The sequence below is a fragment of the Ensifer sp. GW823-FHT05D09 genome (genome assembly GCF_058795755.1).
This window is the reverse complement of the sequence record NZ_JBXAIA010000002.1, coordinates 755,975-769,021: the sequence shown is the minus strand read 5'-3', so window position 1 is coordinate 769,021 and position 13,047 is coordinate 755,975. Positions and strand designations below refer to the sequence as shown.

The 13,047-nt window shown below is 63.0% G+C and carries 8 protein-coding genes and 1 riboswitch; of the genes, 5 read left to right on the top strand and 3 right to left on the bottom strand.

Annotation, left to right across the window (positions count from 1 at the left end):
- Window positions 1–70: 70 nt before the first annotated feature.
- Together AC1Q80_RS09445 and AC1Q80_RS09440 are read right to left on the bottom strand one after the other, a co-directional pair.
- Window positions 71–1,069 (bottom strand): ABC transporter substrate-binding protein, encoded by a 999-nt coding sequence (locus AC1Q80_RS09445; RefSeq protein WP_173420281.1) that lies wholly within the window; start codon window positions 1,067–1,069, stop codon window positions 71–73.
- Window positions 1,070–1,938: 869 nt separating this feature from the next.
- Complete coding sequence (locus tag AC1Q80_RS09440) at window positions 1,939–2,082, bottom strand: hypothetical protein (RefSeq protein WP_107027614.1); 144 nt, start codon at window positions 2,080–2,082, stop codon at window positions 1,939–1,941.
- A 250-nt stretch (window positions 2,083–2,332) separates the two neighbouring features.
- Between AC1Q80_RS09440 and AC1Q80_RS09435 the strand changes: the two genes are divergently transcribed.
- Together AC1Q80_RS09435 and AC1Q80_RS09430 are read left to right on the top strand one after the other, a co-directional pair.
- Window positions 2,333–3,790 (top strand): cobyric acid synthase, encoded by a 1,458-nt coding sequence (locus AC1Q80_RS09435; protein ID WP_173421032.1) that lies wholly within the window; start codon window positions 2,333–2,335, stop codon window positions 3,788–3,790.
- Between the two features lie 112 nt (window positions 3,791–3,902).
- Entirely contained in the window at window positions 3,903–4,433 is a 531-nt protein-coding gene (locus tag AC1Q80_RS09430; protein ID WP_492360239.1) for a dihydrofolate reductase family protein, read from the top strand.
- Window positions 4,434–4,617: 184 nt separating this feature from the next.
- On the opposite strand, the gene AC1Q80_RS09425 is transcribed toward AC1Q80_RS09430, so the two are convergent.
- Window positions 4,618–6,846 (bottom strand): adenylate/guanylate cyclase domain-containing protein, encoded by a 2,229-nt coding sequence (locus tag AC1Q80_RS09425; RefSeq protein WP_492360238.1) that lies wholly within the window; start codon window positions 6,844–6,846, stop codon window positions 4,618–4,620.
- A 212-nt stretch (window positions 6,847–7,058) separates the two neighbouring features.
- Window positions 7,059–7,460, top strand: a riboswitch (cobalamin riboswitch).
- A gap of 138 nt (window positions 7,461–7,598) precedes the next feature.
- Here AC1Q80_RS09425 and cobU point away from each other — a divergent pair.
- The 3 genes from cobU to cobN all read left to right on the top strand — a co-directional run bounded on the left by cobU (window position 7,599) and on the right by cobN (window position 13,030).
- On the top strand, window positions 7,599–8,123 hold the full coding sequence (gene cobU / locus AC1Q80_RS09420; RefSeq protein WP_492360237.1) for a bifunctional adenosylcobinamide kinase/adenosylcobinamide-phosphate guanylyltransferase: 525 nt from the start codon (window positions 7,599–7,601) through the stop codon (window positions 8,121–8,123).
- 3 nt (window positions 8,124–8,126) lie between these two features.
- Window positions 8,127–9,191 carry a cobalamin biosynthesis protein CobW gene (gene cobW, locus AC1Q80_RS09415; RefSeq protein ID WP_492360236.1) on the top strand — a complete coding sequence of 355 codons (1,065 nt, stop codon included), beginning with the start codon at window positions 8,127–8,129 and terminating at the stop codon, window positions 9,189–9,191.
- A gap of 62 nt (window positions 9,192–9,253) precedes the next feature.
- Complete coding sequence (cobN, locus tag AC1Q80_RS09410) at window positions 9,254–13,030, top strand: cobaltochelatase subunit CobN (protein WP_492360235.1); 3,777 nt, start codon at window positions 9,254–9,256, stop codon at window positions 13,028–13,030.
- The last annotated feature ends 17 nt before the right edge of the window (window positions 13,031–13,047 follow it).

The following is a 13,047-nucleotide window of genomic DNA, read 5'->3' as shown; positions in this document are numbered from 1 at the left end:
CTCTCCCGAAGGCGAAGGCGCCGATACAGGCGACCGCATTTCAAGCGGGCGCCTGCAACATCAGCTGAAATCAGAGCGCAGCCTTTACCTTTTCGGCAACGTCGGGTGCGACCCACTGGGTCCACATATCAGGGAATTCTTCGAGGAAGTGCTTTGCAGCATCCTCGTTCGTGCCCTGGTTCTCGTCCATCCAGGCAAGAACCTTGTTGACCGTGCCGTTGTCCCACTTGCGTGCCTTGACGTAATCCATGGCAACGCCCGCCTTGTCGGCGAAGGACTTGGTCACGACCGTGAAGACGTCGGAGACCGGGTAGGAATTGACCTTCGGGCTCGGGCAATCGGGAACAGCCGAGCAGGCGTCCCATTCCTTCTTGTCGTGATCGACGCCGAAGGAGAGGCGGGTCATCTCGTACTTGCCGAGAATGGCGGTCGGTGCCCAGTAATATCCGAGCCAGCCGGTCTTCTTGGCGAAGGCGTTGGCGATCGAACCATCGAGACCGGCGGCCGAGCCGGTGTCGACCAGCTGGAATCCGAGCTTTTCAGCATCGATCGCTTTAAAGAGGTTGGCGGTCGAGACCTGGCAGTTCCAGCCCGACGGGCAATTGTGCACGGCGGCCTTCGAGGCGTCTTCCGGCGCCGGGAAAAGCTCGGGATGTTTCAGTGCGTCCTGCACGGTCTTGATGTCGGGGTTGGCATCGGCGAGGAATTTCGGGATCCACCAGCCTTCGACGCCGCCTTCGCTCAGGATCTTGGCAGCTTCGATCAGCCGGCCTTCCTTGATCGCCGCGTCGAGCGGCGTGCGAACGGCGTTGACCCACAGTTCCGGCGCCATATCCGGCTGGGCCTTTTCGTTCATGGAGGCGAAGGTCGGCATCGTGTCGCCGGTGACCAGCGTTACGGTGCAACCGTAGCCGTTTTCGAGGATGAACTTGTCCACGTGAGCGGCGACGCCCGCAGACGCCCAGTTCATCTCGGCAATGCTGACTTCTCCGCATTCCGCGGCTTGCGCGGAACCCGCCAAGGCATACAGGCCGGCGGCGAGGATGGTGGAAGCGAGGAGTTTCTTCATGTTGCAAGACCTCCCAGTCTTTAACTGCAGCCAACGATCAAACGGGCATCGTGGGGACGCCCTCGCATCCCGTTCACCCGAACCAAATGAGCAGCCTGGGGTTCGGCAAAAGACAAGCCAAGGGTAGCCCCCGCTGCGACGGTCATGGGAATTTTTGTGTCCTTGCCGCGGAACCCTGTCGCCGGCCGGATTTCCTCTATACCGATCTGCAAGCCTAAGTATTCTCGTTGGGAAATCAACCTCTTGAATCGGAAAACGGCCGGGTCCGCGTGCCCGCGGCGTCTGTCTGCGACATGATTGAAGAGGAATTTTTTGGCTTCAGGGCGCCCAAATTTAAGCATTTGCGACAATTAGTGCCGCAAAATATAGCGGTCGCCGCGATGCCCATTTTTGATCTGTTGCAATCAGGACTTTTCCTGTCGCGAATGCGTCACCGGTATTTTCTGCCGATGTCGCGAAAAAAGTTCAAAAAAAGCCGCGATTCATCTTTCGTTAAATCCTCAATAACCATCCGGTAACGATGTCCGGCTAATTGTTGTTGCGCGGCGGGAAACGGCCGCCGGCCCGGATCAAGGTAGTGCGTCCCGGGTGTGAAGCGAGCCTTCGGTGTGTATTGCCGGAGTGACCAGCGTTTTTTGGAAGCCGCATCCCTCGAAGGAGGTTGATGCGGTTTTCGCGTTTTCGGGCATGTCGCGCAAAAGTGCGTCGCGGTTTTGTGAGGTCGACATGCACAAACCGGGAGCCTCGGGTTTCCCGGTCATTCGGCCAAAAAAAACCGTCTCCACAGGGGAGACGGCTGGAGGAGAAGGCGTTAGCTGCTGGAGTGCAAAGCCATTGCCAAAAGCGCGCCCGATCAACGGGCCGCAAAGTCAACCGACGTTGGACGTGCGGATAAACCCAAGTGGTCCAAAGGGAGCATCGAGCACGACGTTGCGAACGCGCGACTGGCTGACGGGTGCCTTGGAGTTCCAGGCAATCTGAACGAAATTCGGTTTGCTGAAGATGTACAGCATGGACATGGACCTTGAGAGGCCGGACGTGTTGTTATCCGGGTGTGTTTCGGTGGCGCTGATATAGGCTCGCGCCGCGCGAAATTGAATACCAAACTCGTCACAGGATGTCGCATTTACGCTAGTTTCGGAGAGAAACTCGACAAGCTTGATAAGCGGCCGAAACAGACTGTTATCGACGCGCCGCAAATGCGGCGAAATCGTGTCAAAGCAGGCCTTTGCCGATGGTCAATTCGGTGTTACCGGTGGCGCCATGACACGCAAGATCATGCTTCAGGGAACCGGCTCGGATGTCGGAAAATCGGTATTGGTAGCGGGCCTCTGCAGGCTCGCCTCCAATCGCGGGTTGAAAGTCATGCCGTTCAAACCGCAGAATATGTCGAACAACGCGGCAGTGTCCGATGACGGCGGCGAAATCGGTCGGGCGCAATGGTTGCAGGCGCTGGCGGCGCGCGTGCCTTCCTCGGTGCACATGAACCCGGTGCTGTTGAAGCCGCAGTCGGATGTCGGCAGCCAGATCGTCGTGCAGGGCAAGGTCGCGGGGCAGGCGAAGGGCCGGGAGTATCAGGCGCTGAAGCCAAAGTTGCTTGGCGCGGTGATGGAAAGCTTCGAGCAGATTTCAGCCGGCGCCGATCTCGTCGTGGTCGAGGGAGCGGGCTCGCCTGCCGAAATCAATCTGAGGGCCGGCGACATCGCCAATATGGGATTTGCGACGCGCGCCGACGTGCCCGTCGTGCTGGTCGGGGATATCGACCGTGGCGGCGTCATCGCCTCGCTGGTCGGCACCCATGCGATCCTGCCTGACGAGGACCGGCGCATGGTGAGCGGTTATCTGATCAACAAGTTTCGCGGCGACGTCACGCTGTTCGATGATGGCATCGCCGCTGTCGGTCGCTACACCGGTTGGCCCTGTTTCGGCGTCGTGCCGTGGCTGAAAGCGGCCGGGCGGCTACCGGCCGAGGATTCGGTGGTTCTTGAAAGGCTGGCACGTGGCGGGGGGCGGGCGCTCAAGATCGCCGTTCCTGTGTTGTCGCGGATTGCCAACTTCGACGATCTCGATCCGCTCGCTGCCGAGCCGGAGGTCGATCTCGTGTTCGTCAGGCCGGGAAGCCCGATTCCGGCCGATGCCGGGCTGGTCGTTATTCCCGGCTCGAAATCGACGATCAGCGACCTCAAGGATTTCAGGGCCGAGGGGTGGGACCAGGATCTCAAGCGCCATGTGCGACGCGGGGGCCGCGTGATCGGTATCTGTGGTGGCTACCAGATGCTGGGTGCGCGCGTCACCGATCCGCTCGGCATAGAGGGCAGCGACCGCGAGGTCGCCGGGCTCGGGCTGCTCGACGTCGAAACTGAGATGGCGCCGGAAAAGACGCTCCGCAACAGCCGCGCCTGGTCGCTGGAACACGACGTTGCGCTGGAAGGCTACGAGATCCACCTCGGCCGGACGACAGGCGCAGACTGCGACCGCCCATCGGTGCGCATCGACAGCCGCCCGGACGGTGCGCTGTCTGCCGACGGCCGGGTGATGGGCACCTACCTGCACGGCCTGTTTGCGAGCGACGCCTATCGCGCGGCGCTTCTGAAGAGTTTCGGCATCGAAGGTGGAGCGACCAACTATCGCCAGTCGGTGGATGCGGCGCTCGACGATGTCGCCGGCGAGCTTGAAGCCGTGCTCGACGGGCGTTGGCTGGATGGGCTTCTGGGGCGGTAGCGTTTGTTTGTTCGTTCGTCGCTCCGACAAGGCGGCGCACCGTTTATGCCCAACCTCACTTTTGCGTCCTGTCGCCTCACGCTATTCTGACCACCCGCGGGAGGTTTGCAGCATGGCGAAGCTTGTGTTTGGAATGAACCAGTCTCTGGACGGCTATGTCGACTACCAGGGGTTCGCGCCTGGCCCCGTGCTCTTTCGTCACTGGATAGACCACGTGCGTGGCCTGACCGGCAGCGTTTACGGTCGCCGCATGTACGAGATCATGCGCTACTGGGACGAAGACCATCCTGAATGGGATACGGAGCGGCAGGCGTTCGCAGCGGCTTGGCGACGCCAGCCGAAGTGGGTCGTGTCACGCTCGTTGAAGTCTGTCGGCCCCAACGCCACGCTTGTCGAAGGTGACATTGAGGCGGTGATCGGTGGCCTGAAAGCCCGGCTCACTGGAGAGATCGCCGTTTCCGGACCGGATCTGGCGCGAAGCCTGACCGAACTCGGCCTTATCGATGAGTATCGGCTCTACTTCCACCCCGTCGTGCTTGGTAGCGGCACGCCATTCTTCGCCGGCCCGCGACCACCACTGCGCCTTGTTTCCACCGATCACGTTGGCGAAGACGTGATGAGGTTGACATACGTTCCTGCTTGATCGCTGCGTTTCGACAGACGGACTCCGCCGTTTGGGGCCCGATATGGCCGCCAACAATCATCCGCAGGCGCTTGCGATCGATCTGGCTCCGGTCGACGGGCGACGGCAGTGCGTGTCCTGAAGTTTGGCACGCCGGCAAATGCGCGGGGATGCCACAAGGGGCACTTGTGTCGATATCGAGCTGCTAGGGGACCTGCGAGAACGTGAAGGCCCTGTCGCCGTGATACCATATGAACTCGTTTTCCTTGGCGCGAAGTCCTCCGGGATTTCGCAGCACCGTCCCGCACAGGTTCGTTGTCTTGAGCCACAGGAAGCAAACCTCGTCCCGGTCAAATTTGACCTCGACGTCCGTCATGCGACCGGCGCCGATGGAGGCCCAGTCTCCCGTCAGAGTGGCCATGCCCGCGATCGAAATCACAGCCTCGTGTTCCTCGCCCGAATCCAGCATGCGTCCATGCAGCCGATGCCCGAGGAGAAGTGAGCGGGCTTCGTCGGCTTCCAGTCTGTTGGCGGCGATGAAGTCGGTGTTCATCAAGGTCTCGGGCAGGCCCGCCAGCCGCAGTCCCCGATAGAAGCGCGCGCTGTCCTCCTGCGTCGCCAGGTCCAGGGGCGGGCTCGTCGCGATGCTGGCCGCAGTGCCGCCGCGTGCGAGGCGAAGCCCGTTGAAACGGGTTATGGCCGCCTCCGCTTCCGCGCGGCGACCGAGGTGCCCGGAAGCGGAGGCAAGAAGAAGGAATGAGCCGTCATCCTGAGGGTTGAGTTCGATGCTGCGCTTCGTTGCTGCCGCTGCCGCCTCGAAATCCTCGAGGCCGAATTGCGTCAGTCCAAGGACGTAGATGAAGAAGGACGGAGAATGCGGATCGAGGCGCATGGCCGTGCGGATGTAGGGCAGGGCCTCCGCCGGACGGCCGACGGAGGTCAGCACGAGGGCCGTCAGCGCGTAGCTCCAGGAGTCGCCCGGTTCAAGCGCGATCGCTTCCTTGAGTGCGGCCAGCGCGTCGGCATATTGCCAGTCCGCTTCGGACAGGAGAGCGGACGCCTGATAGGCGAGCGCTGTCTTGTGCTTCTGGGCGATCCGCAGATATTGCGTCGCCTTGGCTCTCGCTTCGGTCCGCGAGATACCCAGCTGATAATGCCAGCGCCACATGCAGATGCGCGCGTAGACCATGGCCGCGGCGGCGTAGGCGCGCCCATAGGCGGGATCGAGCGCAATCGCCTGCTCGAAATAGGGCACTGCCTTTGCAAAGTCCTCCGGGGTCGTGCGACGGTGATGCTCCCAGCCGCGCAGGAACGCATCGAAGGCCGCAGGCACCATCGTTTCCTTGCGCCCGGAGGCCATCTGCTGGTCCGGGTCCAGCCGAAGTGCCAGCGCGTCGGCAATGCCGCGCATCACTTCGTCCTGTAGTGCAAAGACATCGGACAGTGAACCGTCGAACTTTCCGGCCCAAACGTGGCCGCCGCTGAGACTATCGACGAGCTGGGCATTGATCCGCAGTTGCTCTCCGGCACGCTGCACACTGCCTTCAAGCACGTATCTGACGCCGAGTTCTTTGGACACCTGCCTGGGTGTCACCGCCTTGTTCTTGTAGGTGAAGGTCGAGTTGCGCGCGATCACGAACAGGCCGGAGACCTGGGCGAGCTCGGTGACGAGCCCATCGGTCATGCCATCGGCGAAATACTCCTGCCTCGGATCGTCGCTCACATTGGCAAACGGAAGCACCGCGATCGACGGTTTGTCCGGAACACTCAGGTTCGATAGTCGGACTTGGGGCGTTTCCACGGGTGGCTCCCACGGCTGCCACCAGGCGACGCCGCTCGCCGCCACAAGCACGACCGCGGATGTAGCAAGTGCCGGCCAGCGCGTCATGCGGCGCGTTGCGGCTTTCGCGCTGCCCGCGTGGGCTTCGTTCAGCGCCAGGCGATAAGCCCGAACCGGCTTTTCGATATGCTTCAGGCGTTGTTCGCCGAGAGAGACGAAACGGACATCGAGGTGTTTCTCGACCTGATCGTAGGCGGTGCCGGAAATGACGATCCCACCCGGTTCGGCGAGGCTCTGCAGGCGCTCGGCAATGATCACGCCATCGCCTTGAATGTCGTCGCCTTCAACGATGACATCGCCAAGATTGATGCCGATGCGAAATTCCAGCCGCCCCTCTTCGGAGCCGCGGCTATCGGATTTCGCGCGCTGAACCTCCACCGCGCAACGGACCGCTTCGACGACACTGTGGAACTCGACCAGCAACCCGTCGCCCATGGTCTTGATCAGCCGTCCATGGTGCGCGGCGATCCGTTGTTCGAACAGGTCGTGCAGATCGGCCTGAAATCGCGCGCATGTACCCTCCTCGTCGGCTTGGGTGAGCAGTCCATAGCCGGAAACGTCGGCAATCATCACGGCGGCGAGCCTGCGTTCCATTTGCCTACCGGATCAACGAAGCCTCTTGTTGGGCTAGTTTATCGCATTATCTGCAATCGCTAAAATGAAGTTCGCCGCCGTGGTGCAGCGCTTATGCCGTGTGACGACGACTTGCGGCCCCGGGGTACTTCGCGTTCGGCAAATCGTCGCGCGACGCAATTCGGCCGGGGAGGTGTCGCACGCGTCGATTGACTTTGCACCGCCCGCTTCCTAATCATCTGACGTTGGATGGTTTCCCCGGATCGTGGCGATGCGGGGGAATAATTGGGAATGTGACGGATGGACCCAAATCGGGCATCCTTATCGCAGCCGACCCCGCGACTGTAGAACGGTCAGGGTTCGCCATCGGGCTGAAGACCGGCTACCTCTGGATTGCATGGGCAATCGAAGGCGGTTCGGAATTCAGCCGGAAAAGCCACTGGCGTGGCTTCGTGATCAGCCGGGTTGGACGCCTCTTCTTCTACGAATCGTCCGCCTTTCACGAAACATGAAAACGCCGGGAAGGTGAGGCGGGCCGTTCGGGCCCTTGCGTTGTTTTTCGCGTCACGACGCGAAGCGATGTCTGGGCGCGTGACGCCGTGAGCCAGGAGACCTGCCGTCCGACAGGGGCATTCCGCCCGAAGGGAAGCCCGCTTCCCACGCCATCACGGAGGTTGTCTTGGCTTATCGACCATTTTCCGAACGCGCCTTTGGCGCGGTGAGATGCTGTTGCCGCTCGAACTCGCGACCGAGCACGTGAGGCCGCAACGCACATGAGCAATTCCCATGCCGGGCCGGTTCTGGTCCTCGGCGGTGCCCGTTCCGGCAAATCCGGCTTCTCCGAAAGGCTCGTCGAAGCCTCTGGGCTCGCCATGCATTATGTCGCGACCGGCCGGGCCTGGGACGACGAGATGCGCGAGCGCATCGACCATCACAAAGAAAGGCGCGGCGAAGGTTGGACGACGCATGAGGAGCCGCTCGATCTCGTCTCGCTGCTGACACGCATCGACGACGAAAATCGCGTGGTGCTCGTCGACTGCCTGACGCTTTGGGTCACCAACCTAATGATGGAAGAACGCGACATGGCGGCGGAGTTCGCTGCCCTTGCCGCGTTTCTGCCCGAGGCTCGGGCGCGCCTCATCCTTGTTTCCAACGAAGTCGGCCTCGGCATCGTGCCCGAGAACCGCATGGCCCGCGACTTCCGCGACCATGCCGGCCGGCTTCACCAGATCGTTGCGGAGAAATCCGCGGAAGTTTACTTTGTCGCGGCCGGATTGCCGCTGAAAATGAAGGGTTGATCCATGACCACTGCGAGAGCCAACCAGGGCAAGATCCCGGCGACCGTCATCACTGGCTTCCTCGGTGCCGGCAAGACGACGATGATCCGCAACCTGCTGCAGAACGCCGACGGCAAGCGCATCGCGCTGATCATCAACGAATTCGGCGATCTCGGCGTCGACGGCGACGTCCTGAAGGGCTGCGGCGCGGAAGCCTGCTCGGAAGACGACATCATCGAGCTCACCAATGGCTGCATCTGCTGCACGGTTGCCGATGATTTCATCCCGACCATGACAAAGCTGCTCGAGCGCGAAAACCGTCCTGACCACATCATCATCGAAACGTCGGGTCTGGCGCTGCCGCAGCCGCTGATCGCCGCCTTCAACTGGCCGGATATCCGCAGCGAAGTGACTGTCGACGGCGTCGTCACCGTGGTCGATAGCGCTGCCGTTGCCGCTGGCCGTTTTGCCGACGACCACGACAAGGTCGATGCGCTGCGCGTCGAGGACGACAATCTCGACCACGAAAGCCCGATCGAGGAACTGTTCGAGGACCAGCTGACCGCCGCCGACCTGATCGTGCTCAACAAGACCGACCTGATCGACGCCTCGGGCCTCAAGGCCGTGCGCGACGAAGTGGCTTCGCGCACCAGCCGCAAGCCGACCATGATCGAAGCCAAGAACGGCGAAGTTGCCGCGGCCATCCTGCTCGGCCTTGGCGTCGGCACGGAAAGCGATATCGCCAACCGCAAGTCGCACCACGAGATGGAGCATGAAGCGGGCGAGGAGCATTCTCACGACGAGTTCGACAGCTTCGTTGTCGAGCTCGGCGCGATCGCCGATCCGGCCACCTTTATCGACCGCCTCAAGGGTGTCATTGCCGAGCACGACGTGCTGCGCCTCAAGGGCTTTGCCGATGTGCCCGGCAAGCCGATGCGCCTCTTGATCCAGGCTGTTGGCGCCCGCATCGACCAGTATTACGACCGCGCCTGGGCTGCCGGCGAGAAGCGCGGAACGCGCCTCGTCGTCATCGGCCTGCACGACATGGACGAAGCTGCGGTGCGCGCGGCCATCACCGCGCTCGCCTGACGCCTTGAAGCAACGTAGATCCAGGAAGAAACCTTCCTGGAACTGCTTGAACGGATAGAACAATGCATCTGCTTCTCGCCCAGAAAGGAACGATCGCCGACGGCAACGAAGCGATCGATCTGGGGCAAACGCCGGCCGACGTGCTTTTCCTGTCGGCCGCCGACACCGAGCTTTCCTCGATCGCCGCGGCCCATGGTCGGCGCGACGATGGGGCAAGTCTGCGTATCGCCAGCCTGATGAACCTCATGCACCCGATGTCGGTCGACACTTACGTCGAGCGCACGGCGCGGCATGCCAGGCTCATCGTGGTCCGGCCGCTCGGTGGCGCCAGCTATTTCCGTTACGTGCTGGAAGCATTGCATGCCGCCGCCGTCACCCACCGCTTCCAGATCGCGGTGCTGCCGGGCGACGACAAGCCCGATCCGGGGCTGGAGCCGTTCTCGACCGTTGCAGCCGACGATCGCCAGCGCCTCTGGGCCTATTTCACCGAAGGTGGCGCCGACAATGCCGGACTGTTCCTCGATTATGCCGAGGCGCTGATCTCCGGTGCGGAAAAGCCGCAGCCGGCAAAACCTCTGTTGAAGGCTGGTATCTGGTGGCCGGGGGCGGGCGTCATCGGCGTCAGCGAATGGCAGACCCGTGTCCGGGAAAGGACGGTCGCCGGGGAGGGATTCGAACCCCCGACCATCGGGATCTGCTTTTATCGCGCCCTGGTGCAGAGCGGCGAGACGCGGCCGGTCGAGGCGTTGATCGAGGCGCTTGCCGCTGAGGGCATGCGCGTGCTGCCGCTGTTCGTCGCCAGCCTGAAGGATGCCGTTTCGGTCGGCACGCTGCAATCGATCTTTGCGGAAGCTGCACCGGACGTGGTGATGAACGCCACAGGCTTTGCCGTCTCGTCTCCCGGCGCCGACCGGCAGCCGACCGTGCTGGAATCGACCGGCGCGCCGGTGCTGCAGGTGATCTTCTCGGGGTCGTCGCGGGCGCAATGGGCGACCTCGCCGCAGGGGCTAATGGCGCGCGATCTTGCCATGAACGTCGCCTTGCCCGAGGTCGATGGCCGCATCCTCGCGCGCGCCGTCTCCTTCAAGGCGGCCTCGATCTACGATGCCAAGGTGGAAGCTAACATCGTCGGGCACGAGCCGCTTGCCGACCGGGTGCGGTTTGCTGCGAGGCTCGCCGTCAACTGGGCGAGGCTGCGCCGCGCAAGGCCGGCCGAACGCCGGATCGCCATCATCATGGCCAATTACCCCAACCGCGACGGACGGCTCGGCAACGGCGTCGGGCTCGACACTCCGGCGGGCACCGTCGAAGTGCTGCGTGCCATGGCGAGCGAGGGCTATCTCGTGACCGGCGTGCCGGAGGATGGCGACGCGCTTATCCGCTATCTCATGGCCGGGCCGACCAATGCGGCCAGCCGTGACCGCGAGATTCGCGAAACAATTTCGCTGAGCGATTACAAGGTGTTCTTCGATTCGCTTCCGAAACAGATTCAGGATGAGGTGAGCGGCCGCTGGGGCGCGCCGGAAACCGATCCGTTCTTCGTCGACGGCGTGTTTGCGCTGCCGCTCGCCCGCTTCGGCGATGTCGTCGTCGGCATCCAGCCGGCGCGCGGCTACAACATCGATCCGAAGGAAAGCTACCACTCGCCGGACCTCGTGCCGCCGCATGGCTATCTCGCCTTCTATGCCCACCTGCGTAACCAGTTCGGAGCGCAGGCGATCGTCCACATGGGCAAACACGGCAATCTCGAATGGCTGCCGGGCAAGGCCTTGGCGCTGTCGGAGACCTGTTATCCCGAGGCGATCTTCGGGCCGCTGCCGCATGTCTACCCCTTCATCGTCAACGATCCGGGTGAGGGCACGCAGGCGAAACGCCGCACCAGCGCCGTCATTATCGACCACCTGACGCCGCCCTTGACGCGAGCGGAATCCTACGGGCCGCTCAAGGACCTCGAGGCGCTGGTCGACGAATACTATGACGCAGCCGGCGGCGATCCGCGACGGCTGAGGCTCTTGAGCCGTCAGATCCTCGACCTCGTGCGCGATATCGGCCTCGACCACGATGCCGGCATCGACAAGGGCGACAGCGACGACAAGGCGCTGGAAAAGCTCGACGCCTATCTGTGCGACCTCAAGGAAATGCAGATCCGCGACGGCCTGCACATCTTCGGCGTGGCGCCGGAGGGGCGGCTCTTGACCGACCTGACGGTGGCGCTCGCCCGCGTGCCGCGCGGCCTCGGCGAAGGTTGTGACCAGAGCTTGCAGCGGGCGATCGCCGCGGATGCCGCACTCGGCTTCGATCCGCTCGATTGCGTGATGTCCGATGCCTGGACCGGCTTGCGCGCGGACCTGCTTGCCGAGGTTTCCGACCAGCCCTGGCGCACGGCCGGCGATACGGTCGAACGCATCGAGCTGTTGGCGGCGGCGTTCGTGTGTGCCGAGACGCCGGCGCCCGAGGACTGGGCGGCCACCCGCGCTGTGCTTGGGGAGATCGAGGCACGGTTGAAACCGTCAATCGTCAACTCGGGTGCTGCCGAAATGGCCGGTTTCCTGACCGGCCTCGATGGACGCTTTGTGGCGCCCGGACCATCCGGCGCGCCGACGCGAGGGCGGCCCGACGTTCTGCCGACCGGGCGCAATTTTTACTCCGTCGATAGCCGCTCCGTGCCGACGCCGGCGGCCTACGAGCTCGGCAAGAAATCCGCCGAGCTTCTGATCCGCCGCTATCTGCAGGATCATGGCGAATGGCCGTCCTCCTTCGGGCTGACGGCCTGGGGCACGGCCAACATGCGCACCGGCGGCGACGACATCGCCCAGGCCTTAGCGTTGATCGGCACCAAGCCCGTCTGGGATATGATCTCGCGCCGGGTGATGGGCTATGAAATCGTGCCGCTTGCGGTGCTCGGTCGGCCGCGCGTCGACGTGACGCTCAGGATTTCCGGCTTCTTCCGCGATGCCTTCCCGGACCAGATCGCGCTGTTCGACAAGGCGATCCGTGCCGTCGGCGCGCTGGAGGAAGACGACGCCGACAACATGATCGCCGCGCGCATGCGTGCCGAGACGCAGCGGCTGGAGGCCTCAGGTGTCGAACCGCCGGAGGCAGCGCGCCGCGCCTCCTACCGCGTCTTCGGTGCCAAGCCCGGTGCCTACGGCGCCGGCCTGCAGGCACTAATCGATGAAAAGGGTTGGGACAAACGCGCCGATCTCGCCGACGCCTATCTCACCTGGGGCGCCTATGCCTATGGCGCCGGCGAGGAGGGCAAGGCTGAACGCGACCTGTTCGAAGAGCGGCTGCGCACCATCGAGGCTGTCGTCCAGAACCAGGATAATCGCGAACATGACCTGCTCGACAGCGACGACTATTACCAGTTCGAAGGCGGCATGAGCCTTGCCGCCGAGCATCTGAGCGGTACGAAGCCGGCGATCTACCACAACGACCATTCCCGGCCGGAAAAACCGGTGATCCGCTCGTTGGAAGAAGAGATCGGCCGTGTGGTCAGAGCCCGCGTCGTCAATCCCAAATGGATCGATGGCGTCATGCGCCACGGCTACAAGGGTGCCTTCGAAATCGCCGCAACGGTCGACTACATGTTCGCCTTCGCCGCGACGACGGGGGCGGTGCGCGACCATCATTTTGAGGCGGCCTACCAGGCGTTCATCGTCGATGAGCGGGTGTCAAACTTCCTGCGCGACAAGAACCCGGCGGCCTTGGCCGAGCTTTCCGAGCGGCTGCTGGAGGCGATCGACCGCAATCTGTGGACCCCGCGCTCCAACTCGGCGCGGTTTGAACTGAGCGGCCGCACGACGGCGGCAGTGCGGCTTCGCGCCGGAAACGAATGAGCAAGTCAGGAAGCCGC